We start from the raw sequence: 24,701 nt of genomic DNA, 5'->3' as shown, positions 1-24,701 counted from the left end.
GCGGGACCCTGCGTGCGGACTCAGATGGAAAGGGGCTTGGCGCTGAGCTTGTAGCTGAAGCTGTCGGGATCCAAGCTGTCCAGCCGGCCGGCCGCGGTTTCCCCGTTGGGATACATCAGGAACGGCACGGGGCCGTGGGCAGCTCCCGGCAGGACCACGTCGTGGCCGTGGTTGTAGGCGACCCAGTTCATCTCCCAGGCCCCGAACAGCATGACGCGCGCGGCGCGGACCTTGGCGTCGGTCAGCGGCAGTTCCCCCGGCGGCTCTTCCAGCATGACCTTGCGCACGTCGGCCGGGTCCACGGGCACCCAGCCATAGCCGGACGCGTAGAACTCGGCGCGGCAGTGCTGCGCCTTGGTGACGTCGCCGGCCTTGCCCAGGCTCTTGTAGCCGAGCTCGGAGTCCGCCACGCGCAAGCCGTAGGCGTCGCGGGCGGGAATGCCGGCGGCGCGGGCCAGGGCGACGAACAGGGCGTTGATGTCGGCGCATTTGCCGTTCAGGTCGTTGGCCGTGAGCATGTAGCGCACGTCGCCCACGCCGCAGCCGCGGGTGGCCGCGGTCCTGCAGGTGTTCTCGACCACCCATTCGTAGATGGCGCGGGCCTGCGCCAGATCGCCCCGGTGGCCGCGGGTGATGCGGTCGGCGGTGCTTTTGACAATGCCGTCGGTGGGCAGCAGCGCCGTGGGCTGGAGGAATTCGCGCAGGGTCGCGGCGTTTTCCCGCGGGCTGTCCGCGGGCGGCGGCTGGGTCAGGTCCACGCGCCGGTTGCGGGTCTGGAAGCGGCTGGTCACCGTGACCTTGCGCGGCGCCTGCGCGTCCGGCCATTGCACAGCCAGCATCCGCACGTCGTAGCCGGGCGCCTGCGTCAGCTGTGCAGAACCGCCGCCGCTGACCTGCCACGTGCTCTGCGCGCCGCGCTGGTAGGGCGTATCGGTGGCATAGGGCACCGGGATCCAGATGCGCGCGTGCGCGCCCGGGTCCTGCACGGTGATTTCGGTGGTCAGTTCAAAAGCGCGCCATCCGGCGCTGACGGGGGCGGATGCCGCGCGCGCCGCGCCGGGCAAGCCCGCGCCGGCGGCGCACAAGGCGCCCGAGAAACGGAGGAAATGTCGGCGATCCATGAAGCCCTCACTCACGGTGAAGATTGGCTATCGGTGCGCCCGGGGCCGGGCGGCCGTCCGTTGCTGCATGCTGCCGGACCATCATAGGGCCAATCCCGGGGGCGGTGCTATCCTTTTCCACAGACCAACGGAGATTGAGATGACCCAGGATGTTGCTAGCGCGGCGGTGCCGCGATTGACTTCGCTTTCGCACGGCGGCGGCTGCGGCTGCAAGATCGCGCCCGGCGTGCTGTCCGAGCTGCTCAAGCGCTTCGGTCCAGCGGTCAGCTATCCCGATCTGCTGGTGGGCACCGAGACGGCCGACGACGCGGCGGTCTACCGCCTGAACGACGAGCAGGCGCTCATCGCCACGACCGACTTCTTCATGCCCATCGTCGACGATCCCTACGATTTCGGCCGCATCGCCGCGACCAATGCGCTGTCGGACGTGTACGCCATGGGCGGCACGCCCATCATGGCGCTGGCCATCGTCGGCATGCCGATCAACGTGCTGCCGCACAGCGTCATCGCCGACATCCTGCGAGGCGGCGAATCCGTCTGCAAGGACGCCGGCATTCCGGTGGCGGGCGGCCATAGCATCGACTCGGTCGAACCCATCTACGGCCTGGCGGCCATGGGCCTGGTGCACCCCGGCCGCATCAAGCGCAACGCCGACGCGCGCGCCGGAGACGTGCTGATCCTGGGCAAGGCGCTGGGCGTGGGCATTCTTTCGGCCGCGCTGAAGAAGAACCGGCTCGACGACGCCGGCTACCGCGCCATGATCACCGAGACCACGCGGCTGAACCGGCCGGGCCCGGCGCTGGCCGCCATGGAAGGCGTGCACGCCATCACCGACGTGACCGGTTTCGGCCTGCTGGGCCACACGCTGGAAATGGCGCGCGGCGCGCAACTGACGGCGCACGTCAGCCGCGACGCCTTGCCCTGGCTGCCCGGCGTCCAGGCGTTTGCCGCGGAGGGCGTCATTACCGGCGCATCCGGCCGCAACTGGGCGTCCTATGGCGATTCCGTGCGCCTGGGCGAGGGCGTGAGCGACACCGAGCGGGCCTTGCTGACCGACCCGCAGACCGCGGGCGGCTTGCTGGTGGCATGCTCGCCCGACGCCGCGAAGGCAGTGCTGGACCTGTTCCGGCAGCACGGTTTCGAGCAGGCGGCCGTCATCGGCGAGATGCGCGCCGGCGCGCCGGAAGTGCGCGTGGATTGAGCCGCTTGCGCGGGCAGGCGTAGCGGCGTCTTCCGGCGCCGGCCGCGCCGAGGCCCGCGCCAGGCGCCTTGCGACGCAAACAGGCCCTAGCGCTTGTCGCGGGAACGATCCAGTTCCTGCACCTGGTAGTTGATCTGCCACTGGAGCAGGTGCGGATAGGCGTTCATCCGCACCTGCTCTGCCCATTGCTCGGCCGTGGCGTCCTGCTCGTCGGCCAGCGCCAGGCCCGAGGCGTCCGCCCAGGGCAGGATGCGGCCGGGCTTGTTTGGCCGGAACACCCCTTCGTCCGTCAGCATGACGTGCTTGTGGTTGAAGCCGAAGCACCAGCGCCGCTCGGGCTGCGCGGCCAGCAGGTCGCAGCCGGTGCGGAAGTAGGGCGTTTCCGGCAGGCTCAGGTTGTACAGGGTGGGCAGGATGTCCTTGTGGCTGCCCACGCGCGCCGGATCGTAGCGCGCCTGCGAGCGATAGGCCGGCGGGACGTACAGGTAGAACGGCACCGCGTGGGCCAATGCCGCGTCCTTGGGATTCTGGTAATCGATGCCCAGGATGTTGTGGTCGCCCGTTACCGCGACGATGGTCCGGGCGGCGCTGGGCGCTGCCTTCACCCGGGTCAGGAAGCGACCCAGCTGGTCATTGGCGTAGCGCAGCGTGTCGAGCGCGGGCGCCAGCACGTCCCAGGCCTTGAAGTAGGACAGACCGGTCAGGTCGTCCATGGGCAGGCCGCCCTGCGGCGAACCCTCCGGCACGATGAATGGCGGATGGTGGGTGGTGGACAGGGCGATGATGAACAGGGGTTGGCCGTCCTGGAGACTCTGCGCCAGCCGCTCCTCGATGTACCGGAACATGTACTCGTCGGGCACGCCCCAGGTGCCGGCCTGCGCCTGCGGATAGCGCGTTCTCAGGGTCTGCTGGTCCACGAACTCGTGCGCGCCCAGCTGGGTGGCGAAGACGCCGAGGTTGCGCCAGGTGGCCGCGCCGGAGGTGACGAAGAGGACCCGGTAGCCGCGTTTCAGGAACGGCGTGAAGGCATTGCTGACGAACGGCGTGTCCAGCGCCGATGACTGGCCGATGGCCGAGATGGGGCTGCGCACCAGCAGGCGGCTGAGTGAATCTATGGTGCCGTTGCCCTCCGCCACGAAACGCTCGAACACCCAGTCATCGCGCCAATGCGGGCGCAGCGCGCCGAGCAGGTCGCGGCCTGGGCGGTCATAGGCGTTCAGGTGCGCGCCCATGCTCTCCATGATCTGCAGCACCACGTTGGGCGGCTGCGCCGCAGCCGCCGGATTGGGGCCGGTAGCCGCCATGAAGGGCCGCAGGCCATTGTCCGGCCAGCCCAGGAAGCGCTCGTAGAGCAGGCGTCCCTCGCGGGTGGTGACGGGTTCGAAGCGTTTGTCGTTGCCGCGGTCCGACAGAGCCCAGGAAAAGGCCGAGACGCCGTTGGACGAGATGTCGTTCAGCAGGCGCAGCGACGAGATGCTGGTGTCGTCCTTGTTGAGCGGGAACTTGCCCAGCGAGCCTCTGCAGGCCACCACGGTGATGCCGATGATCAGCAGCAAGCGGATCAGGCCGCGGCCGGGGGCGAGGCGCTTGAACTGGATGCGCTGCACCCAGGCGCGCCAGCGGCGGCCGAGCCACCAGGTGCCCGCCAATACCGCCGCCAGCAGCAAGCCTGCCCGCGCCAGCGGGTAGCCGTGCCACAGGGTCATCAGGATGGCGTGGGTGTCGTCGTCGACCAGGCCGAACACGAAGATGTCGATCGAGCGCGAGAAGGTGGCGAAGTAGAAGACGCTGATGACCGTGACGGCGGCGAAGAGTAGCGCCATGGTCGCGCCCACGCCTGGCATGCAGCGCTGCCAGCGCTGTTGCAGGCGGGGTTTGGCGGCCATCGCCATCGACAGCAGCAGGAGCGCCGAGAACGCGATGCTGGCGACCTTGATGTCGAACAGCAGGCCCGTGGTCAGGGTGCGGCGCACGTCCTGCGGCAGCGCGGCATAGGTGCCCGGCGCCGCGTATTGCAGCAGCAGATAGCCCCGCCCGGCGCTCTGCGCCAGGACGCAGACCAGCCAGGGGGCCAGCAGCAGCACGAAGGAGCGTTGGAAGTTGATGAGCCAGTCTTGCCACGCCGGCACGGAACGGAAACGCTTCATCAACATCTGGGGAACAGGGTCATGGGCGGAGTCGAAGGGCTGAGACGGGAATGCAGCGGCCAGCCGCCGTTCCAAGCGCAGGCCGCAATTTACAGGAATAGCCCTCTCAACATATAAAGATTTGTATATCGCGCGTATGTCGCGCTCCTTGGGCGTCCGAGCCTAGCCTGTCAGGTCGCGCGCCGTGGCCTCTGCCTGTTCCATCAGCCAGCGCGTGACGACTTCGGCGTCCGGCGTGCCCCGGCGCGCGTTGCGCACCAGCCAATAGGCGTGTTCCGTGGCGCTGGCGGCCTGGCCGCCGACGGCTTCCAGGCGCTTGTCCGCCAGCATCGGCGCAATCAGCGCCAGCCGGCCCAGTGCGATGCCGTGGCCGGCCAGCGCCGCGTGCACGATCTGGTCGTATTGGTTGAAGCGCAGCATGCCTTTGACGGGCACCCGGCCCAGCCCGCGCGCGTTCAGCCATTCCGACCATTGCAGCCAGGGTCGGGTCGGGTCGTCGAACTCCAGCAGCACGTGGCGCTGTAGTTCGCCGGGGTCCAGCGAGCGGGCCTTGAGCGAGGGGTGGGCCACGGGCACCACCGCTTCCCCGAATAGCCAGACGGCGCCATCCGGCACGCCGTCGCGCATGCTGTAGCGGATGGCGATGTCCACGCTTTCGCGGTCGATGTCGATCAGCCGGTTGTCGGCCGCCACCCGCACGTCGATATGCGGATGCGCCGCCTGGAAGTCGCCCAGCCGCGGCAGCAGCCACAGCGAGGCCACGCCGATGGTCGTGGTCACGGTGACCGGCGTGCGTCTCTCGGGCGCGCGCAGTTGCTCGGTCAGGTCGCCCAGCTGGCTCAGCCAGACGTCGGCCATGCGGAACAGCTGCGCGCCTTCCGAGGTGAACGACACGCTGCGGAACCCGCGCACCAGCAGCGGCACACCCAGGTGGGCCTCCAGCGCCCGGATCTGGCGGCTCACGGCCGACTGGGTCACATGCAGATCCTGCGCGGCCAGGGTGATGCTCATGCGGCGGCCCACGGCCACGAAGCCTCGGACCAGATCAAGCGGCGGGAGTTTGGCCAGCGGGTATGGCATTCGTAAAACTCATGCGTATCGGACGGAAATGTCGCTTGAGCAATAGTACCCCCCGGGCGTCAAATAGCACTCAGACGACGGGTGAGGGGGATGAACCCCCCGCAATCCGCCGCGATCGCCGCCGCCGCGGCCAGGGGTACGCCATGATCCAGGTTTGTTGCACTGCGGGAATGTCATTCCGTCTGGCCGGCGGCTCGACCATGCTGCTCAAGCGCGCTTCCGGTATCCGCATCGTGTGTCACGCCGGCACCTTGTGGATGTCCGAATACCGGCGCTTCGATGACAGCGTGCTTCAAGCCGGTGAATCCATCACCGTCGGCAGCGATCGCGATGTCGTTCTCAGCGGCCTGCCGGATGCGCAGGTCGCGCTAATTTCCCAGCAGCCCGCCCCGGAGCCCTTGTGATGACTGCGCCACTGCCCGCCACGCCCCGCATCGAGATGTGGTTCGACTTCGCCAGCCCCTACAGCTATCTGGCGATCGAGCGCATCGACGCCCTGGCGCAAGAGGCCGCGGTACGGGTCGATCTGCGTCCCTTCCTGCTGGGCCCGATCTTCCAGGCCCAGGGCTGGAACGACACGCCGTTCCGGCTGTTCCCGGGCAAGGGCGCCTACATGATGCGCGACATCGCCCGCCTGGCCGACAAGTACGGCGTGGTCTACAACCGGCCGCGCCTGTTTCCGCGCATGAGCGTGCTGCCCGCGCGCATCGCGCTGCTGGGCCAGGACCAGCCCTGGGGCCGCGATTTCTGCGTGGCGGTGTTCCGCGCCAACTTTCAGCATGACCTGGACATCCAGTCCGAGGACGTCGTGCATGAGCTGTTGACGGACCTGGGGCAGGACGCTGATGCCCTGATCGCCCGCGGCAAGTCCGAGGCCGCCAAGGAGGCGCTGCGCCGCCAGGTGGACCGCGCGCGCAACCTGGGCGTGTTCGGCGCGCCCACCTTCTTTGTGGACGGCGAAATGTTCTGGGGCAACGACCGCCTGGAAGATGCGCTGGAATGGACCCGCCGCGCGGCGCCCGCCAGCGCCTGGAATTCGGCCGCGCGCGCCTGAGCGCGCCCGCTACGCAAGTTTTTTCGTCAACGCTACTTCAGCAATGAAAAACGCCAGCAGTTCCTATCGCGGCGCGCCCATGCCGGGCGGCCGTTCGTTCACGCAATTCCGGGCCGCGCGCATCCGCCGCGTGTCGTTCCAGTGGCAGCAGATCGGACGGCCCGATGTGCACGACAAAGGCAGCCCGCAAGGCGGCGCGCAGGGCCGCTAGGGCCCCGCGCGAACTGCGGCAAGGGGGCAGGCTAGCCCTTGCTGACGGGCGCCACCCGCGCCCATTCCTCATCCGAATACAGCCGCGAGCGCAGCAGGAAGCGCTTGCCTTCCGCGCTGTCCAGCGAAAACGCGCCGCCCCGGCCGGGCACAGCGTCGATGATGAGCTGGGTGTGCTCCCAATACGCGAACTGGTCCTCGCCCATGTAGAACGGGCAGCCTTCCAGTTCGCCCAGCAGCACGTCCGAACCGCCCACCATGAATTCGCCCTGCGCATAGCACATGGGCGAACTGCCGTCGCAGCAGCCGCCGGACTGGTGGAACATCAACGGGCCGTGCTTGGCCCGCAGGGTCTCGATCAGGCTGCGCGCCTCGTCGGTGGCGACCACGCGCGGCGTTTGCTCTGCCATGTCAGGCTCCTTTGAGGCGCGCCGGGCCCACTGTCTGGCAGCCCGGCGCCTGGCCGCAACCGGCTTAGAAGAAACCCAGCTTCTTCGGCGAGTAGCTCACCAGCAGGTTCTTGGTCTGCTGGTAGTGGTTGAGCATCATCTTGTGGTTCTCGCGTCCGATGCCGGATTGCTTGTAGCCGCCGAACGCCGCATGCGCGGGGTAGGCGTGATAACAGTTGGTCCACACGCGGCCGGCTTTGATCGCGCGTCCCATGCGATAGCAGGTGTTGGCGTCGCGCGACCAAACGCCCGCGCCCAGGCCGTAGAGCGTGTCGTTGGCCAGGGCCAGCGCATCGTCGGCGTCCTTGAAGGTGGTCACGGCCACCACCGGGCCGAAGATCTCTTCCTGGAACACGCGCATCTTGTTGTGGCCCTTGAACACCGTGGGCTGCACGTAATAGCCGCCTTCCAGTGCGCCCTGCATCTGCGCACGCGAGCCGCCGGCCAGCACGTCGGCACCTTCCTGCTTGCCGATGTCCAGGTACGACAGGATCTTCTCCAGCTGTTCGGTGGAGGCCTGCGCGCCCAGCATGGTGTCAGCGTCCAGCGGATTGCCCTGCTTGATCTCGGCCACGCGCTTCAGGGCGCGTTCCATGAACTTGTCATAGAAGGATTCCTGGATCAGCGCGCGGCTGGGGCAGGTGCAGACCTCGCCCTGGTTCAGCGCGAACATGACGAAGCCTTCGATCGCCTTGTCGAGGAAGTCATCGTCCTGCGCGGCCACGTCGGCAAAGAAGATGTTGGGCGACTTGCCGCCCAGCTCCAGCGTGACCGGAATGATGTTCTGCGAGGCGTACTGCATGATGAGGCGGCCGGTGGTGGTCTCGCCGGTGAAGGCGATCTTGGCGATGCGCTTGTTCGAGGCCAGCGGCTTGCCGGCTTCCAGGCCGAAGCCCGTGACCACGTTGACGACACCCGGGGGCAGGATGTCGGCGATCAGTTCCATCAGCAGCAGGATGCCCAGCGGCGTCTGTTCGGCGGGCTTGAGCACCACGCAGTTGCCCGCGGCCAGGGCCGGCGCCAGCTTCCACGCGGCCATCAGGATGGGGAAGTTCCAGGGAATGATCTGGCCCACCACGCCTAGCGGCTCATTGAAGTGATACGCCACCGTGTCGTGGTCTATCTCGGACAGGCTGCCTTCCTGGCTGCGGATGCAAGAGGCGAAGTAGCGGAAGTGGTCGATCGCCAGCGGAATGTCGGCGGCGCGGGCTTCGCGGATGGGCTTGCCGTTGTCCCAGGTCTCGGCCGTGGCCAGGCGCTCCAGGTTGGCCTCCATCACGTCGGCGATCTGCATCAGCATGCGGGCGCGTTGCGCGGCCGGGGTCGCTCCCCATTTGGGCGCGGCGCGGTGAGCGGCGTCCAGCGCCAGCTCGATGTCGCGCTCCTTGGAGCGGGCATTGCGGGTCAGCACCTGGCCCGTGACCGGCGTGACGTTGTCGAAGTACTCGCCGTCGGAGGGCTTCTGCCATTTGCCGTCGATGAAGTTGTCGTACTGGGTCTTCAGGTCCAGGCGCGTGCCGTAGGAGTCGGGGGTGATGCGGGTCGCGATGTCCATGCTTGTCTCCGGTATTGTGGGGGTGCGGCAGTCGGCTGCCTGTTCCGTATCAAGCAAGGAGCGTGCCAGTCCGCGTTTCCTCCCTGGACAGCCCGCGGCTTGCATGCGAAAGTAGGTTTCCGGAACGGGCGATCAGCAGCAAACGCCCTTCGAGGGCCGGTTCCCCGCCGAGCCCCTGGGCGGGCCAGTTCCCCCAGGTGGCGGCAAGCCCGCGTAGCGGGCGCGGCGTGGGGCCTCCCTCCCTGTCGCTTTTTGCGACATCGTCGCGGAACAGGCGTCGCAGAACGCCTGTCCCAGGAGACATGCATGGCCACTCATTCCCGTCAGCGCGCGCTGACGCAAGCGCGCCTGCTGTTCAACCAGCAAGGCGCCGTGCCCGGCGGCCTGGTCGCCGAGCCCATCCTGCGCTCGTGGCGGCGCTGCGCCGACCTGGGCTTCGACATGCGCGGCGTGCGCCGCGCCGAACTCATGACCCAGGGTGAATTGCGCGAGGCCCAGCAGCGCAACGAGGCGCTGCGCCGGTTGTCCGAGCCCGCCATATCCCTGCTGCGGCGCGAGGCCGGCGGCAACGGCGGCCTGGTGATCCTGTCCGATGCCCAGGGCCTGGTGCTGGACACCGATGGCGACACCGGTTTCGCGCAGCGCGCATCGCGCGTGGCGCTGATGCCCGGCGCGCCCTGGGACGAAGCGGCGGCGGGTACCAATGCCATCGGCACCGCGCTGGTGGAAGGCCGCCCCATCGCCGTGCACGGCGCGGAACACTATTTCGAACCCAACCGCATCCTGACCTGCGCAGCCGTCCCCATTACCGACAGCGAGGGCCGCACGGTGGGCGTGCTGGACCTGTCCAGCCCGGCGCGCGACCTGCGGCCCGACGTGCTGGAGCTGGTGCGCGCCGCCGTGGACCTGATCGAGCACCGCTTGTTCGAACAGGCCTACGAGCAGCATGCCGTGCTGCGGTTGCATGTGGACCATTCCGGGCTGGGCGCGCCCGGGGAAGGCCTGCTCGCCTTCCAGGGCGACCTGCTGATCGGCGCGAACCGCCGCGCCCTGCAAGCCCTGGGCCTGGCGCCGACCGCGCTGGGCGTGTACCGCTATGGCGACGTATTCGATGGCGACATCGAGCGCTGCCCCGACGCCGCCGGCCGGGTGCAGGCGCGATCGGGCGCCGTGTACCACGCGCGCCTGCGCTGGCCGCGTTCACGTCCGCCGCAAGCGCCAGCCCTGCCCGTGGCGCCGCCCGCGGCGGGGCCACGCCCCGTCGCGCCGAATTTCGATGCGGCGACCCTGGGCGCGCTGGCGCGCGCCGTGCACCTGTCGGACGCGGGCGTGGCCATCCTGCTGCAAGGCGAAACCGGCGTGGGCAAGGAAGTTTTCGCGCGCCAGCTGCATGCGCGCAGCAAGCGCGCGTCGGGGCCGTTCGTGGCGGTGAATTGCGCGGCGCTGCCCGAAAGCCTGATCGAATCCGAACTGTTCGGCTACGAAGACGGCGCCTTCACCGGCGCGCGCCGGCAGGGCAGCAAGGGCCTGCTGCGCCAGGCGCATGGCGGCGTGCTGTTCCTGGACGAGATCGGCGACATGCCGCTGATGCTGCAATCGCGCCTCTTGCGCGTGCTGCAGACGCGCGAAGTCTCGCCGCTGGGCGCGGCGCGGCCCGTGTCCGTGGATTTCGCGCTGGTGTGCGCGACCCACCGGCCGCTGGCGCACGAAGGACCCGACGCGCCGGTGCGGCCGGACCTGTACTTCCGCATCGCCGAATACACCGTCACGCTGGAACCGCTGCGCACGCGCGCGGACCGCGTCGAACTGCTGCGCGGCCTGTGGGCGGCGCAAGGCGCGGGGCCGGTCCTGCCGCCCGGCATCGAAGCCATCCTGGCCGCGTACGCCTGGCCCGGCAACTACCGGCAACTGGTCGCGGTGCTGCGCACCTTGCACGTGCTGGCGGGGCCCTCGGGCATGGTCGACGCGGAAATGCTGCCCGCCGACATCCGCGGCGCGGCGGCGGCCCGGCCATCAACTGGCGGCGATGACCCGGCAAGCCTGCAAGCCATGACGGACGCCGCGATCCGCGACGCCCTGGCCGCCCACGGCGGCAACGTCAGCCGCGCGGCGCGCGCGCTGGGCGTGCACCGCAGCACGCTGTACCGGCGCTTGCCGCGTCCGTCCTAGCGAGATCTTCCGCGGCCCCTGCGCGCGCCATGGCGGCAGCGCGCGGACGCTTGCCGCGTGCGCGCAAGGCGTGCACAAAAACTATCTTTTGAAGATAAGTTAACTATCCCAGCGCACGGGAAGAACTGCTTACGATGCCCGCATCCCCTTCAACCCAGGTGATGACATGGCAAGCAACGAGCTGTTCTACGACGACTTCGAAATAGGCCGTCTCTTTCCTCCCAGCCGCTACAGCATCGACGCCGCGGACAGCGACGCGTTCATCGGCACCTTCGAACATTCCCCGGTTCTCGACGGCAGCGGCCGCGCCTTGCGGCCCCAAGGCGGCGCGACCCCCGTGCGCAGCGTGCATCCCGTCCTGGTCGGCAGCTTCCAGCCGCAGCACGCGGCGTTCGCCTGGCCGACGGGCGTCTTGCATGCCCGCGAGAAAGTCCGCTTGCTGGCGCCCGTATATCCAGGCGAGGCGCTGGAGGCCAGCGTGCTGGTGAAGGACAAGTACCTGAAGAACGACAAGCGCTTCGTGGTGCTGGAGCTCACCGTCCGCAAGCTGGAAAACGCGCGCGTCGCCCTGGTGGCGGAACGCAGCCTGGTTTGGCCCAACTGAGGAGACCCGCATGGAATTCAAGGTAGGCGACAAGTTCCGTAGCGCCGCGCGTGGCGCGGAACAGAAAGACATCAACCGCTTCGGCGCGCTGCACGGCACCACCGGCAGGACGCACACCGATCCCGAATATGCGCGCAACAGCGTCTTCGGCGGCGTCATCGTGCAGGGGGCGTTGGTGATGGCGCCAGTCCTCGACATGGCCGCCGACCTGCTTGGGGACGCGTGGCTCGACGGCGGCGAAATCGAGGCGAAGTTCGTGGCGTTCACGCGGCCGGGGGAGGCCGTGGACGTTGCATTCGAAGTGACCCGCAGCGAACCCGGATGGCTGGAGCTGGCCTACGCCTGCACCCTGGCTGACGGAAAGAAGGTCCAGGTGGGAACCATCACCCGCCGCCGCGGCTGAATCCAGCCGCAACACATAACAAGCACAAGGAGACAATCTTGAAGCGCATCCTGCAGAGTCTTGCCCTCTCTTGCGCGGCCTTGGCCGCGACCACCGCCTGGGCCGCGCCGTATCCCGACAAGCCCATCCGAATGATCGTGCCCGCGGCGGCCGGCGGCGCCGCCGATACGCTGGCCCGCATGATAGGCCGCGGACTGACGGAGAAATTCGGTCAGCCCGTGGTCATCGAGAACAAGCCGGGCGCGGCCGCCATCGTGGGCATGTCGGCCATCGCCAAGGCGCCCGCCGATGGCTACACCCTGGGCATGACCTTCTCGGGGGCGATGTCCATCAATCCCTCGCTGTATCAGCAACTGCCCTACGACCCCGTGAAGGACTTTGCGCCGATCACTATCGTGGCGGTTTCGCCCCTGGTCATCGCCGTCAGTCCCAAGCTCGGGCCGAAATCGCTGGGCGAATTCCTGGCCCTGGCCAAAAAGGATCCGGGCAAGCTGACCTTCGGTTCCGCCGGCACCGGGTCGACGCAGCACCTGTCCATGGAGCTGCTCAAGTCGACTGCGGGCGTGGACATGCTGCACGTGCCCTACAAGGGTAGTTCGGCAGCGCTGGTCGACGTGCAATCGGGATTGATCTCTGCGCTCAGCGACAACGCGATCACGCTGGTGCCGCTGATCCAGTCGGGACAGCTGGTGCCGCTGGCGGTCGAAACTGCGCAGCGTATCCAGTCGCTGCCGCAGGTGCCCACCGTGGCCGAATCCGGCTATCCCGGATTCCAGGCGGCAGGCTGGTATGGGCTGTTGGCGCCCGCTGGCACCCCGCAGCCCATCGTCGCGCAGCTCAACGCCACCCTGCGCGAGATGGTGGACAAGCCCGAATTCACGCAATGGCTGCGCCAGCAGGGCATGGAGCCGCAGACCGATACGCCCGAAGGCTTCGGCCGCTACATCGGGCAAGAAAAGGAAAAGTGGGCCCAGGTCATCAAGACGGCCAAGGTGCCGGTGCAGGAAGCCCGCTGAACCGCGGCGGCCACGCGCCGCCATCATTCCAGGACAAACATGCAAGCCGTATCTTCGACGCTCAGCGGAAACATCCGCGTCATTCTCATCGACAACCCTCCGGTCAACGCCACTTCGCAGGCGGTTCGGGCCGGGCTGCTGCAAGCCATGGAGCAGGCCGGCGCCGACGGGGCCACCCAGGCCATCGTCATCGCCTGCGCGGGTGCCACGTTCGTGGCCGGGGCCGACATCAAGGAGTTTGGCAAGCCGCCGGTCGATCCGCACCTGTCGGATGTGATCCACGCCATCGAATCCAGCGACAAGCCCGTGGTCGCGGCGATCCATGGTTTGGCCCTGGGAGGCGGCCTGGAACTGGCGCTGGGCTGCCACTATCGGGTGGTCGATGCGCAAGCCCGCCTGGGCCTGCCCGAGTCCACCCTGGGCATCATTCCCGGAGCCGGAGGTATTCCAAGGCTGTTGCGGCTGGCAGGCGTGGAAAAGGCGCTGGACATGGCCGCCGGCGGCAAGCCCATAGACGCGGTGCAGGCGCTGGAAGCAGGCGTGGCGGACGCGCTGGCGCAGGAGGATGTGCGAGGCGCCGCCATGGCCTACGCGCAGCGCCTGTTGGAGCAGGGCAGGGGCGCGCGGCGCACGCGGGAGCTGCCGGCGCCGGCCTGCGACCCCGCGACGTTCGACGCCGCGCGTGACCGGTTCCGTGCCAGCCATCGCGGCCAGCTCGCGCCGCAGGCATGCGTGGACGTTGCCGCGCGCAGTGTGTCCGCGGATTTCGATGCCGCCGTGACCTATGGTCGCGAGCGTTTCCGTGAACTGGTCGCGTCACCTCAGGCGCGGGCTTTGCGTCATGCCTTCTTTGCGGAGCGCGTCGCGACCAAGCCGGCTGGCCTGCCCATGGAGGAGGCCAAGCCGGTGCGCAAGGCGGGCGTCGTCGGCGCGGGCACCATGGGCACGGGCATCGCCATGTGCTTTCTGAACGCGGGCATCCCTGTCGTGCTGGTCGAGCAGAACGAAAAGGTGCTGGCATCCAGCGTCGAGACCATAGGCAAGACCTATCGCAACGACGTGGCGAAAGGGCGCATCACTGCAGACACGCAGCGCGCGCGCGGCGAAGCGCTGATGCCGACGCTGCAATACGAGTCGCTGCATGACTGCGACCTGGTGGTGGAGGCCGTGTTCGAGGATATGGGCGTCAAGCAGCAGGTGCTGGCCAGCATCGAGGAGAACCTGCGGCCGGACGCGCTGATCGCTACCAACACCTCGTTTCTGGATATCGATGCGTTGGCCGCGGGCCTGCGGCGTCCGGAGAACGTTGTCGGCATGCATTTCTTCAGCCCCGCCCACATCATGAAGCTGCTGGAGAACGTGCGCGGCAAGCGTAGCGCGCCGCGGGCGCTGGCTACGGCGCAGGCCCTGGGAAAGCGGCTGGGCAAGGTCGCGGTCATGGTGGGAGTGTCGGACGGTTTCGTCGGCAACCGGATGCTGGCGCGGCGCACCCGCGAGTGCTATTTCATGCTGGAGGAGGGTGCGTTGCCCGAGCAGGTCGACCGCGTGCTGTGCGAGTTCGGCTTCCCGATGGGGCAGTTCCAGCTGAATGACCTGGCGGGCCTGGACGTTGCCTGGCGCAACCGCCAGAGCCGGCTGGACCGCTTGAGCGAGCGCGAAGTAGCCTGCAACATCCTCGACGAAATCGTCGCGGCGGGACGGCTGGGACAGAAGACCGGCGCCGGGTTCTACACCTATGACGCGCAGCGCAGACGTTCGGTGGACCCCGCCATTTCCGAACTGATCGTGCGCAACGCGGAAAGGCGCGGCATCGCGCGGCGCGTCATTTCGGACGAAGAGATCTTGGAACGCTGCCTCTACTCCATGATCAACGAAGGGGCGCGGATCCTGGAGGAAGGCGTCGCCAGCCGGCCGGAGGACATCGACACCATCTGGCTCAATGGCTACGGCTTTCCGCGCTTCCGGGGAGGTCCGATGTTCCATGCGGACCAGATCGGCGCGGCCCGCATCTGCGAACGCATCCGCCACTACGCCAGCCATGCGGGCGCACAGTATTGGACGCCCGCGCCGCTGCTGCTGGCCCAGGCTCGCGATGGCGGCGCCTTCCATGGCCGCTGAAACTTTTCCTTCCGTCATCCACCTACACAATAGCCATGTCTAACAGAGAACCTCCGCTCAGCGGCATCAGCGTGCTCGACATGACCCGCATCATGGCGGGTCCCTGGTGCACGCAGAACCTGGCCGACCTGGGCGCCGAAGTGCTGAAGATCGAACGCCCGCAGTCGGGCGACGACACCCGAGGCTGGGGGCCGCCCAACCTGATGGACGCCGAAGGCCGGCGCACGCAGGAGTCCGCGTATTACCTGGCCGCCAATCGCAACAAGAAGTCCCTGGCGCTGGATATCGCGGCCCAGGCTGGCGCGGACGCGGTGCGCCGGCTGGCAGCCGGGTGCGACATCTTCGTCGAGAACTTCAAGGTGGGCGGCCTGCGCAAGTACGGCCTGGACTACGCCAGCTTGCGGGAGTTGAACCCGCGCCTCATCTATTGCTCCATCACGGGTTTTGGTCAGGACGGACCCTATGCGGAAAAGCCCGGCTATGACTTCGTGATTCAGGCGTTGGGCGGGCTGATGAGCATTACCGGTGAAAAGGATGCGTTGCCTGGCGGCGGTCCGCAGAAGGCGGGCAACGCCGCCGCCGACCTGATGGCCGGCATGTACGCCACCAGCGCCATCCTGGCCGCGCTGCATGAGCGCGGCCGTAGCGGCCGCGGCCAGCACATAGACATCTCCATGCTGGATTGCCAGGTGGCGGCGCTGGGCGTGCAGAACTTCAATTATTTCCTGTCCGGCGAGGTGCCTCGCCGGGAAGGCAATGCGCACGTCAATCTGGCCCCCTATCAAGTGTTCGAGGCCGCGGATGGGCATGTGGTGCTGGGCGTAGGCAATGACAGCCAGTTCCAGAAGTTCTGTGTGGCCGCGGGGCGCAGCGATCTGGCCGGGGACGAACGCTATCGGACCAACACCGGCCGCGTGCTTGCCAAGGGCACTCTCATCCCCGAGCTGGAAAGTCTGTTCCGCACGCGAGGGCGCGACGAATGGGTCAGCCTGCTGGACGCCGCCGGGGTGCCTGTGGGCGTGATCAACGACATTGCCCAGGTGCATGAGGACCCACAGGTCCAGGCGCGGGGCCTGAAGTTCTCGCTGCCGCATCCGGTCAGCGGCAGCGTCCCGCAGGTGCGCAGTCCGATGCGCTTTTCGGACAGCCCTGTGGCCTACCGCAATGCGGCGCCCTTGCTGGGCGCCGATACCCATAGTGTCCTGAGCGCCAGACTGGGATGCACCGAGGCAGAAATCGCGGCGTTGCAGCAAGCCGCCATCCAGGGAGAATCACGATGAGCAGCGCAGCATTCGCTGATATGGGGACGCAGAAGCAGTACTTCGACCATCTGTCGCAGGGGCGCTTCATGATCCAGCGTTGCGCGGATTGCGCGCGCCACGTGTTCCATCCGCGCGAGATCTGCCCGCATTGCGGCAGCGACGTGCTGGGATGGGTTGCGCCGGCGGGGCGGGCCACCGTCTACAGCTACACCACCGTCGCGCGCAAACCCGAGGCCGGCGGCGACTACAACGTTTCGCTGATCGACCTGGAGGAGGGCGTGCGGATGATGTCCAGCGTGGTGGGCATGCCGCCGGACCAGGTGCGGATCGGCATGGCGGTAAAGGCCGTGATCGGCGAACGCGACGGCGCTCCGGCGGTATTGTTCGAGGGAGCGGCGCAATGAACTACCGGCAACTGCGAGCCAAGACGGCAATCGCCGGCGTCGGGCATTTCGGCCTGGGCCAGGCGCCGGGCTACACGGACATGGAGCTGCTGGCGCGGGCCGCGCACGCGGCGGTGCGCGACGCGGGCCTGGAGATGCGTGACATAGACGGCATCGCCACCTCCAGCGTGGCGGCCAGCATGTGGCCGATGTCGGTCATCGAGACCCTGGGCATCCGCCCGACCTATATCGACGGAACCTGCCTGGGCGGTTCCAGCTTCATGTCCTACATCCTGGCCGCCGCCCGTGCGCTGGATTCTGGACAGTGCAATGCCGTGCTGGTCTGCTACGGCAGCGCCCAGAGGACGGCCGCCGTCGGACGCTCGGCGATCGCCGCCACGCGCAAGGCGCTGGATCCCCAGCCCTACGAAATGCCTTATGAGCCCCTGAACCCGCCCAGCGCCTATGCGCTGGCCGCCAGGCGCCACATGCACGAGTTCGGCACGCGCCGCGAGGACCTGGCCGAAGTCGCCGTGGCCGCCCGGCGTTGGGCCCAGCTCAACCCGGAGGCCTATTCCCGCGACCCCCTGTCGATCGACGACGTGCTGGGCGCCCGCAGGGTGTCCGATCCGCTGACGGTCCGCGACTGCTGCCTGGTGACGGACGGCGCGGGCGCCTTCATCATGACGCGGGCAGACCGTGCCAGGGATCTGCCCCAGCCGCCCGCCTACATCCTGGGCAGCGCCACCGCCGTCTGGAACCGCCAGATCTCCGCGATGGCGGACCTGACCACTACCGCGGCGCGTCAGTCGGGCGCGCTGGCGTTCGAGATGGCCGGCTGCCGTCCCGGCGACATCGACGTGGCGCAGCTGTACGACGCCTTCACCATCAACACGATCCTGTTCCTGGAGGACCTGGGATTCTGCGCCAAGGGCGAGGGCGGGGCGTTCGTGCGTGACGGCGGCATCGCTCCGGGGGGCAGGTTGCCGGTGAACACCAACGGGGGCGGGCTGTCCTGCGTGCACCCAGGCATGTACGGCGTGTTCCTGGTCATAGAGGCCGTGCGCCAGCTGCGCGGCCAGGCGGGGGACCGGCAGGTAAGGGATGCGCGCCTGGCGCTGGCGCATGGCAACGGCGGCACGTTGTCGAGCCAGTCCACCGTCATCCTGGGTACTGCGGAAACCTGCTAGCGGGCGGCTTCAGGCGGACCGCGCGATCTCGTAGATTTCCTCGATCAGACCCGCGCGGACCGATTGGCGGTTCCACAGCAAGCCGACGCTGCGGAAGTGCTCGTCGCCGGGTAGGGGAATCTTGCGCAGTCCGGAATCCGGCGGCAGTTCGCCCGCGCCGTCCGGCACCAGGGACACGCCCAGTCCCTGGGTCACCAGCAGCGCGATGACTTCGATGGACGCGGTTTCGATGCGTATCTTCGGCCGTATGCTGTGCTGGCGGAAGTAGTTGGCGGCGAGCTGCCCGCCCCATAGCTTGCGGTCGTAACAGATCAGCGGATTGGCGCGCAGCAGCTGGTGCGGGTCGGTCTCGGTGAGCGAGGCCGGCGCCAGCACGACCAGCGGCTCGTCGCGCACGCGCCGCCATTCCAGATTCTTCGGCATCTGGAACTGGGGCTGGAGTATCAGCGCCGCATCCATTTCGCCATCGCAGATCTTGCTGTAGAGATTGACGGAATAGCCCTTGACCAGGCTGATTTCCAGGTTGGGATGCCGGTCGATGAGGCGGGCCAGCAGCGTGGGCATCATCGTCGTCATGGCGGAGTCGAACGCGCCCAGGGTCAGATGGCCGAACACCACCGGCCCCTGGGACGCCGCCTTCAGGTTGCGGACCTCTTCCATGACGTGCTTGGCCTGGGCCAGGATCTGCGCGCCTTCGACCGTGGGCTTCACCGTGCGGCCTGAACGCACCACCAGCTTGAAGCCGAGTTCGTCCTCGACCTTCTTGATGCGCTGGTTCACCGCCGCCGGCGTCAGGCCGTTCTTGCGCGCGACCTCGGCGATCGAACCTTGCTCGATCACCTGGATGAAATTGAGCAGGAAGGTGGTGTCCATAGGCTCCTGGCATCCGGGGCGCATCGTCCCCGGCGGGCTTCCGTGGGCGACGGCCCGGCGGGCGGCGCGCCGCCCGCCGGGAGCGGGGCGGTCAGCCGATCAGGCGCGCGAGTTCCGCGCCCGGATCCTTGGCGCGCATGAAGGCTTCGCCCACCAGGAAGGCGTCGACCTTGTGCTTGCGCATCAGCTGCACGTCTTCCGGCTTGAGGATGCCGCTTTCGGTTACGACGCGCTTGCCCGCGGGGATCTGGGGCAGCAGGTCCAGCGTGTTCGACAGGCTGGTCTCGAAGGTGCGCAGGTTGCGGTTGTTGATGCCGAGCAACGGCGTCTTCATCGTCAGCGCGATGTCGAGTTCCTTGGCGTCGTGCACTTCCACCAGCACGTCCATGCCCAGCTCCATCGCCAGCGTTTCGTACTCGCGCAGCTGCGCCGGGCTGAGCGCGGCCACGATTAGCAGCACGCAGTCCGCGCCCATGGCGCGCGCCACGATGATCTGGTACGGGTCGATGATGAAGTCCTTGCGCAGGACTGGCAGCGAGCAGGCCGCGCGCGCCTGGCGCAGGTGGTCATGGGAGCCCTGGAAGAACTGCACGTCGGTCAGCACCGACAGGCAGGCGGCGCCGTGCACCGCATAGGTGGCGGCGATTTCCGGGGGATTGAAGGGGTCGCGCAGCACGCCCTTGGAGGGCGAGGCCTTCTTGATTTCAGCGATGACGCCGGCCTTGCCTTGCGCAATCTTGTCTTCGATGGCTTGGGCAAAGCCACGCACGTCCTGCCGCGCCTGCGCTTCGCGCAGGACTTCGGCTTCGCTGCGCATCTGGCGAGCGGCGGCGACTTCCTCGGCCTTGACGGCGAGGATCTTCGCGAGAATATCGTTCATTTCTGGAATTTCCGGGTATATGCGCAGAATTCTTCCAGCTTGGCTCGCGCCGCGCCGGTGGAGATCAGTTCAAATGCTAGAGCCAAGGCTTCGGGAATGGAATCGGCTTTATTGCCAGCATAGATGGCGAGGCCCGCATTGAGCGCGACGATGTCGCGGGCGGTGCCCTCGACATTTTCCAGCGCCTCTATGACAAGCTCGCGCGATTGTTCGCGATTGGACACCTTGATGCTCCGGTTGGACATCATGGATAGCCCGTAGTCCTCGGGATGGATCTCGTATTCTAGGACTTTGCCGTCCTTGAGTTCGCCGACCAGGGTGGCGCCGCCCAGCGAGGCTTCGTCCATGCCGTCCTTGCCATGGACCACCAGCACGTGGCGCGAGCCCAGGCGTTCCAGCACGCGCACCTGGATGCCGACCAGGTCGGGGTGGAACACGCCCATCAGCTGGTTGGCGGCGCCGGCCGGGTTGGTCAGCGGGCCGAGGATGTTGAAGATCGTCCGCACGGCCAGTTCCTTGCGCACGGCGGCCACGTTCTTCATGGCGCCATGATGGGCCGGGGCGAACATGAAGCCGATGCCGGTCGCCTGGATGCATTCGGCCACCTGCTCGGGCGTGAGCGTCAGGTTGGCGCCCAGGGCTTCCAGCACGTCGGCGCTGCCGCTAGAGGACGAGGCGCTGCGATTGCCGTGCTTGGCGATCGGCACGCCCGCGGCCGCGGCGACGAACATGGCGGTGGTGGAGATGTTGAAGGTATGGCTGCCGTCGCCGCCGGTGCCGCACATGTCGAGCAGATCGGCGGGATTGGGCGTGACCACGGGCGTCGCGAATTCGCGCATGACCTGCGCGGCGGCGGTGATCTCGCCGATGGTTTCCTTCTTCACGCGCAAGCCCATCAGCAAGGCGCTGGCGATCTGCGGCGACATTTCGCCGCGCATCAGCATGCGCATGAGATGCAGCATTTCGTCGTGGAAAATTTCGCGGTGTTCAATGCAGCGCGTCAGCGCTTCGGCGGGAGAAATCGTCACGATGCGTCCTTCTTAGGCGAGGTTCAGGAAATTGCGGAGCAGGGCATGGCCGTGCTCGCTGAGCACCGACTCGGGATGGAACTGTACTCCGTATAGCGGCAGGGTCTTGTGGCGCACGCCCATGATGTCGCCGTCCGGCGCGGTCGCGGTCACGGCCAGGCAGTCGGGCAGGGTGGCGGGGTCTATGGTCAGCGAGTTGTAACGGATCACGGTGTACGGGGTGGGCAGATCGGTGAAGATGTCCGTCCCGGTGTGTGAGATCCGCACGGTCTTGCCGTGCATGATCTGCTGTGCGCGCACGATGTCGCCGCCGTAGGCCGCGCCGATGGCCTGGTGGCCCAGACATACGCCCAGAATGGGCTTCTTGCCGGCGAAGGCCTGGATCACGGGCACCGAGATGCCGGCTTCAGCGGGGGAGCAGGGGCCGGGCGACACGCAGATGCGGTCCGGGTTCATGGCGGCGATCTCTTCCAGGGTGATCTGGTCGTTGCGCGCCACGCGCACGTCCTCGCCCAGCTCACCGAAGTACTGGACCAGGTTGTAGGTGAAAGAGTCGTAGTTGTCGATCATCAACAGCATTTAATTCTCCTGAAGGGCCGTCCGGCGGCCCGGATGTATCCGGTAGGGGGCGCCGGCCTCAGATGGGTTCGTCCAGGCCGTGCTGCACCTGCTCCGCCGCGCGCAGCACCGCGCGGGCCTTGGCTTCGGTTTCGGCCCATTCGGCTTCGGGGTTGGAGTCGGCCACGATGCCGGCGGCGGCCTGCACGTACAGCGTGCCGTCCTTGATGACGCCGGTGCGGATGGCGATGGCCACGTCCATTTCGCCGCCGTAGCTCAGGTAGCCGGCCGCGCCGCCGTAGATGCCGCGGCGCACGGGCTCCAGCTCGTCGATGATCTTCATGGCCTCGACCTTGGGCGCGCCGGTCAGGGTGCCGGCGGGGAAGGACGCGCGCAGCACGTCCATGCTGCTCATGCCGGGGTTCAGCGTGCCGGTGACGTTGGACACCAGGTGCATGACGTGCGAATAGCGTTCGATCACCATGGTGTCGCTGACCTTGACCGAGCCGACCTGGGCCACGCGGCCCACGTCGTTGCGCGCCAGGTCGATCAGCATCACGTGCTCGGCCACTTCCTTGGGATCGGCCTTCAATTCGGCGGCCAGGGCGGCGTCTTCCTCGGGCGTGCCGCCGCGCTTGCGGGTGCCGGCCAGGGGGCGGATCGTGATCTGCGACTTGGGCTCGCCGTTTTCCACCACGCGCTCCTGGCGCACCAGGATTTCCGGCGACGCGCCGACCACCTGGAAGTCGCCGAAGTTCCAGAAGTACATGTAGGGGGAGGGATTGAGCGACCGCAGGGCGCGGTAGAGGGAGAGGGGGGAATCACGGAAGGGCTTGGCGATGACCTGGCCGATCTGCACTTGCATCAGGTCGCCAGCGGCGATGTGTTCCTTGGCGCGGTGCACGGCCGCCAGATAGTCTTCCTTCTTGAAGTCGCGCCGCTCTTCTGTCTGCATGCTGGCGTGGCTGTAGGGAATTTCCACGGGGCGTCGCAGGCGGGCGCGCAGGTCGTGCAGGCGCTGCTGGGCGCGGCTGTAGGCCTCGGGCTGGGCCGGATCGGCGTAGACCATCAGGTAGATGCGGCCGGCCAGGTTGTCGACGATGACCAGCTCGTCCACGTGCATCAGCATCAGGTCGGGCGTGCCGCCTTCCATGCCGGCCGGAAACGGCTTGACCGCGGGGCCCAGGCAGGGCTCGATGTGGCGCACCGTGTCATAGCCGAAATAGCCCGCCAGGCCGCCGCAGAAGCGCGGCATGCCCGGGCGCAGGGCGACCTTGAAGCGGCTCTGGTATTGCTCGATGAAGGCCAGCGGATCGCCGTCGTGGGTCTCGGCGACCTTGCCGTCGTGCAGCACTTCGGTGCGGGTGCCGCTGGCGCGGATCACCGTGCGGGCCGGCAGGCCGATGAAGGAATAGCGGCCGAAGCGCTCGCCGCCCACCACCGACTCCATCAGGCAGGTCATGCGCCCGGCCAGGGGGCCCGAGTGCGCCAGCTTCAGGTAGATGCCCAGCGGCGTGTCCAGATCGGCATAGGTTTCCGCGACCAGGGGGATGCGGTTGTAGCCTTGTGCGGCGAGGGCCTTGAATTCGATTTCGGTCATGTCGGGTCTCGTGAGCGATTTATCTGCTATCGGACCAGGCGCGCAACAAAAAGCCCGGTCCAGGTTACTGGTTCCGGGCTTGGCTCTGTGTTTACACAGCTACGGCACTAGGCGGCATACGCGTCCAGGGCCGGGAGGGATCATCGCCACCCGGAAGACAAACGCCACCAGCGCCACGAGGCGCCGAGCATTTGGTTCTGGATGGAAACGTTCATTGAGCTTTGTTCAGTATTGAATTTGCGGTGAGCCGCCGGGGTATTCAGGAGCCTGTTCTTGCCGCGTTCCGGGTTTGATTCCAGAGCGCGACCCACTGGGCGGCGGCAACTAGCGTGTCAACTATACCATCGACATCCAGCTCGCGCACGTCCCGTCCTTCGTTGTAACCGTAAGGCACCACCAGGACCTGCGTGCCGGCGCTGCGGCCCGCCTGGGCGTCATTGACGGAGTCGCCGATGGTCACCGCTTCCTGCGCGGCGATGCCGAGCAGGTCGCAGGCATGCAACACCTGGTCGGGATCCGGCTTGCGGCGCTCGCAGGTGTCGCCGCAGACCACGGCATCGAAAAAGCCCGCCAGACCGGTGCGTTGCAGCAGCGGCAGGGTGAACTCGGTGGGCTTGTTGGTGACGACCGCCAGCTTCAGGCCCTGCTCGCGCATGAGCTTCAAGCCGTCGATGACGCCGGGATAGATCTGCGCCTTTTCGCCGTTGGACAGGTGGTAATGGCGATAGAAGGCGGCGCGGGCCACGTCGAATTCGGCGGCCGAAGGGTCGGCCGCGTCCAGGCTGCCGGCCAGGCTGCGGCGCACCAGGTTGTCCACGCCCTTGCCCACGAAGGTGGCCACCACGTCTTCGCGCAGCGGCGACATGCCCAGCTCCACGCGCATGGCGTTGGCGGCGAAGGCCAGGTCGGGAATCGAATCCAGCAGGGTGCCGTCCAGGTCCAGCAGCGCGGCGCGAAAAGCGGTCATGTCGGTTCCCGGAGCTCAGATGGCGGTGGTTTCGCCGATGGCGATCTGTTCGCGCATCGACTTGATGATGCCGGCGTAGTCCGGCTTGCCGAAGATGGCGGAGCCGGCCACGAAGGTATCGGCGCCGGCGCGGCGGATTTCGGCGATGTTGTCGATCTTCACGCCGCCGTCCACCTGCAGCATGATTTCCTGGCCGCCGGCCTGCGTCCAGGCGTCGATGCGGGCGCGCGCCTCGCGCAGCTTGGTCAGCGCCGCCGGGATGAAGCCCTGGCCGCCAAAGCCCGGGTTCACCGACATGATCAGCACCAGGTCGACCTTGTCCATCACGTAGTCCAGGTAGGACAGCGGGGTGGCGGGGTTGAACACCAGGCCGGCCTTGCAGCCGTTTTCGCGGATCAGCGACAGCGTGCGGTCGACGTGACGGCTGGCGTCCGGATGGAAGCTGATGTAGTCGGCGCCGGCCTTGGCGAACATCGGCACCAGGTCGTCCACGGGTTCCACCATCAGGTGCACGTCGATCGGCACCGTGACGTGGGGGCGGATCGCCGCGCATACCATCGGGCCTATCGTCAGATTGGGGACATAGTGGTTGTCCATCACGTCCACGTGGATCCAGTCGGCGCCGGCGGCGACGACGTTGCGGACTTCCTCGCCCAGGCGGGCGAAGTCGGCCGACAGGATGCTGGGGGTGATGCGAGTGGAAGCCTGTTGGGTAGACATGATGTTCGGGATCGGGGAGGGCATAATGTGCCATTATTGCAGTTTGAGGCGCGGTACCGGGAATGGCCCGGTCCGGCAGGTCCGGAAACTGCGTCTTTTCTAGGGTCCGGCGC

24 protein-coding genes are annotated in these 24,701 nt (G+C 67.5%); 12 read left to right on the top strand and 12 right to left on the bottom strand.

Annotation, left to right across the window (positions count from 1 at the left end; genetic code table 11):
- Window positions 1-20 precede the first annotated feature (20 nt).
- A complete protein-coding gene (locus HWY37_RS22205; RefSeq protein ID WP_176089867.1) occupies window positions 21-1,121 on the bottom strand; it encodes a transglutaminase-like domain-containing protein in 1,101 nt (366 codons plus the stop codon).
- 139 nt (window positions 1,122-1,260) lie between these two features.
- Between HWY37_RS22205 and selD the strand changes: the two genes are divergently transcribed.
- Window positions 1,261-2,322, top strand: a complete 1,062-nt coding sequence (selD, locus tag HWY37_RS22200) for a selenide, water dikinase SelD (RefSeq protein ID WP_176089866.1) — start codon at window positions 1,261-1,263, stop codon at window positions 2,320-2,322.
- An 86-nt stretch (window positions 2,323-2,408) separates the two neighbouring features.
- Here selD and HWY37_RS22195 read toward each other — a convergent pair whose 3' ends face one another.
- The gene (locus HWY37_RS22195) at window positions 2,409-4,469 is read right to left on the bottom strand and encodes an LTA synthase family protein (RefSeq protein ID WP_176089865.1); all 2,061 of its coding nucleotides are present in this window, start codon (window positions 4,467-4,469) and stop codon (window positions 2,409-2,411) included.
- A 162-nt stretch (window positions 4,470-4,631) separates the two neighbouring features.
- Entirely contained in the window at window positions 4,632-5,549 is a 918-nt protein-coding gene (locus tag HWY37_RS22190) for a LysR substrate-binding domain-containing protein (protein WP_175210866.1), read from the bottom strand.
- Window positions 5,550-5,719: 170 nt separating this feature from the next.
- Between HWY37_RS22190 and HWY37_RS22185 the strand changes: the two genes are divergently transcribed.
- From HWY37_RS22185 to HWY37_RS22175, 3 genes are read left to right on the top strand one after another with little or no spacing between them, the layout of a single operon-like run.
- Window positions 5,720-5,953: a DUF2917 domain-containing protein gene (locus HWY37_RS22185; protein ID WP_175210864.1), complete on the top strand. Its 234-nt coding sequence runs from the start codon at window positions 5,720-5,722 to the stop codon at window positions 5,951-5,953.
- The gene (locus HWY37_RS22180) at window positions 5,953-6,603 is read left to right on the top strand and encodes a 2-hydroxychromene-2-carboxylate isomerase (protein WP_175210862.1); all 651 of its coding nucleotides are present in this window, start codon (window positions 5,953-5,955) and stop codon (window positions 6,601-6,603) included. The genes HWY37_RS22185 and HWY37_RS22180 overlap by 1 nt, the downstream gene beginning before the upstream one ends.
- Before the next feature lie 43 nt (window positions 6,604-6,646).
- Window positions 6,647-6,814: a hypothetical protein gene (locus HWY37_RS22175; RefSeq protein WP_175210860.1), complete on the top strand. Its 168-nt coding sequence runs from the start codon at window positions 6,647-6,649 to the stop codon at window positions 6,812-6,814.
- A gap of 31 nt (window positions 6,815-6,845) precedes the next feature.
- Here HWY37_RS22175 and HWY37_RS22170 read toward each other — a convergent pair whose 3' ends face one another.
- Window positions 6,846-7,223 carry a DUF779 domain-containing protein gene (locus HWY37_RS22170; protein WP_054455269.1) on the bottom strand — a complete coding sequence of 126 codons (378 nt, stop codon included), beginning with the start codon at window positions 7,221-7,223 and terminating at the stop codon, window positions 6,846-6,848.
- A gap of 64 nt (window positions 7,224-7,287) precedes the next feature.
- A complete protein-coding gene (gene adh, locus HWY37_RS22165; protein ID WP_175210858.1) occupies window positions 7,288-8,817 on the bottom strand; it encodes an aldehyde dehydrogenase in 1,530 nt (509 codons plus the stop codon).
- Between the two features lie 306 nt (window positions 8,818-9,123).
- Between adh and HWY37_RS22160 the strand changes: the two genes are divergently transcribed.
- The 8 genes from HWY37_RS22160 to HWY37_RS22125 all read left to right on the top strand — a co-directional run bounded on the left by HWY37_RS22160 (window position 9,124) and on the right by HWY37_RS22125 (window position 17,962).
- Window positions 9,124-10,986 carry a sigma-54-dependent Fis family transcriptional regulator gene (locus HWY37_RS22160; RefSeq protein WP_176089864.1) on the top strand — a complete coding sequence of 621 codons (1,863 nt, stop codon included), beginning with the start codon at window positions 9,124-9,126 and terminating at the stop codon, window positions 10,984-10,986.
- A 166-nt stretch (window positions 10,987-11,152) separates the two neighbouring features.
- Window positions 11,153-11,590: a MaoC family dehydratase gene (locus HWY37_RS22155; protein ID WP_176089863.1), complete on the top strand. Its 438-nt coding sequence runs from the start codon at window positions 11,153-11,155 to the stop codon at window positions 11,588-11,590.
- Between the two features lie 10 nt (window positions 11,591-11,600).
- Entirely contained in the window at window positions 11,601-11,993 is a 393-nt protein-coding gene (locus HWY37_RS22150) for a MaoC family dehydratase (protein WP_176089862.1), read from the top strand.
- A 38-nt stretch (window positions 11,994-12,031) separates the two neighbouring features.
- Window positions 12,032-13,009, top strand: coding sequence for a Bug family tripartite tricarboxylate transporter substrate binding protein (locus HWY37_RS22145; RefSeq protein ID WP_176089861.1), 978 nt, complete (start codon window positions 12,032-12,034; stop codon window positions 13,007-13,009).
- Between the two features lie 39 nt (window positions 13,010-13,048).
- The gene (locus HWY37_RS22140; RefSeq protein WP_176089860.1) at window positions 13,049-15,127 is read left to right on the top strand and encodes a 3-hydroxyacyl-CoA dehydrogenase NAD-binding domain-containing protein; all 2,079 of its coding nucleotides are present in this window, start codon (window positions 13,049-13,051) and stop codon (window positions 15,125-15,127) included.
- Window positions 15,128-15,162: 35 nt separating this feature from the next.
- Complete coding sequence (locus HWY37_RS22135) at window positions 15,163-16,407, top strand: CaiB/BaiF CoA transferase family protein (protein ID WP_175210850.1); 1,245 nt, start codon at window positions 15,163-15,165, stop codon at window positions 16,405-16,407.
- Entirely contained in the window at window positions 16,404-16,793 is a 390-nt protein-coding gene (locus HWY37_RS22130) for a Zn-ribbon domain-containing OB-fold protein (protein WP_217481333.1), read from the top strand. The genes HWY37_RS22135 and HWY37_RS22130 overlap by 4 nt, the downstream gene beginning before the upstream one ends.
- Window positions 16,790-17,962: a thiolase gene (locus tag HWY37_RS22125; protein WP_175210849.1), complete on the top strand. Its 1,173-nt coding sequence runs from the start codon at window positions 16,790-16,792 to the stop codon at window positions 17,960-17,962. Before HWY37_RS22130 ends, HWY37_RS22125 begins: the two co-directional genes overlap by 4 nt.
- Window positions 17,963-17,971: 9 nt before the next feature.
- Here the strand turns inward: HWY37_RS22125 and HWY37_RS22120 are convergent, their stop codons facing one another.
- The 7 genes from HWY37_RS22120 to rpe form a co-directional block, all read right to left on the bottom strand.
- Window positions 17,972-18,835 (bottom strand): LysR family transcriptional regulator, encoded by an 864-nt coding sequence (locus tag HWY37_RS22120; protein WP_175210848.1) that lies wholly within the window; start codon window positions 18,833-18,835, stop codon window positions 17,972-17,974.
- A gap of 91 nt (window positions 18,836-18,926) precedes the next feature.
- Entirely contained in the window at window positions 18,927-19,715 is a 789-nt protein-coding gene (gene trpC, locus HWY37_RS22115) for an indole-3-glycerol phosphate synthase TrpC (RefSeq protein ID WP_175210847.1), read from the bottom strand.
- On the bottom strand, window positions 19,712-20,743 hold the full coding sequence (gene trpD / locus HWY37_RS22110) for an anthranilate phosphoribosyltransferase (RefSeq protein ID WP_175210846.1): 1,032 nt from the start codon (window positions 20,741-20,743) through the stop codon (window positions 19,712-19,714). The genes trpC and trpD overlap by 4 nt, the downstream gene beginning before the upstream one ends.
- Window positions 20,744-20,755: 12 nt before the next feature.
- Window positions 20,756-21,322: an aminodeoxychorismate/anthranilate synthase component II gene (locus tag HWY37_RS22105; RefSeq protein ID WP_013391096.1), complete on the bottom strand. Its 567-nt coding sequence runs from the start codon at window positions 21,320-21,322 to the stop codon at window positions 20,756-20,758.
- 58 nt (window positions 21,323-21,380) lie between these two features.
- Window positions 21,381-22,901 carry an anthranilate synthase component I gene (gene trpE / locus HWY37_RS22100; protein ID WP_176089859.1) on the bottom strand — a complete coding sequence of 507 codons (1,521 nt, stop codon included), beginning with the start codon at window positions 22,899-22,901 and terminating at the stop codon, window positions 21,381-21,383.
- 259 nt (window positions 22,902-23,160) lie between these two features.
- A complete protein-coding gene (locus tag HWY37_RS22095) occupies window positions 23,161-23,868 on the bottom strand; it encodes a phosphoglycolate phosphatase (RefSeq protein WP_175210844.1) in 708 nt (235 codons plus the stop codon).
- A gap of 15 nt (window positions 23,869-23,883) precedes the next feature.
- Complete coding sequence (gene rpe / locus HWY37_RS22090; RefSeq protein WP_175210842.1) at window positions 23,884-24,612, bottom strand: ribulose-phosphate 3-epimerase; 729 nt, start codon at window positions 24,610-24,612, stop codon at window positions 23,884-23,886.
- Window positions 24,613-24,701 lie beyond the last annotated feature (89 nt).

This window comes from Achromobacter anxifer (genome assembly GCF_903652925.1).
In the GTDB taxonomy this organism is placed as follows: Bacteria; Pseudomonadota; Gammaproteobacteria; order Burkholderiales; family Burkholderiaceae_B; genus Achromobacter; species Achromobacter anxifer.
Note: the sequence above shows the minus strand (reverse complement) of the source record. Positions and strands in the feature narration are given on the sequence as shown.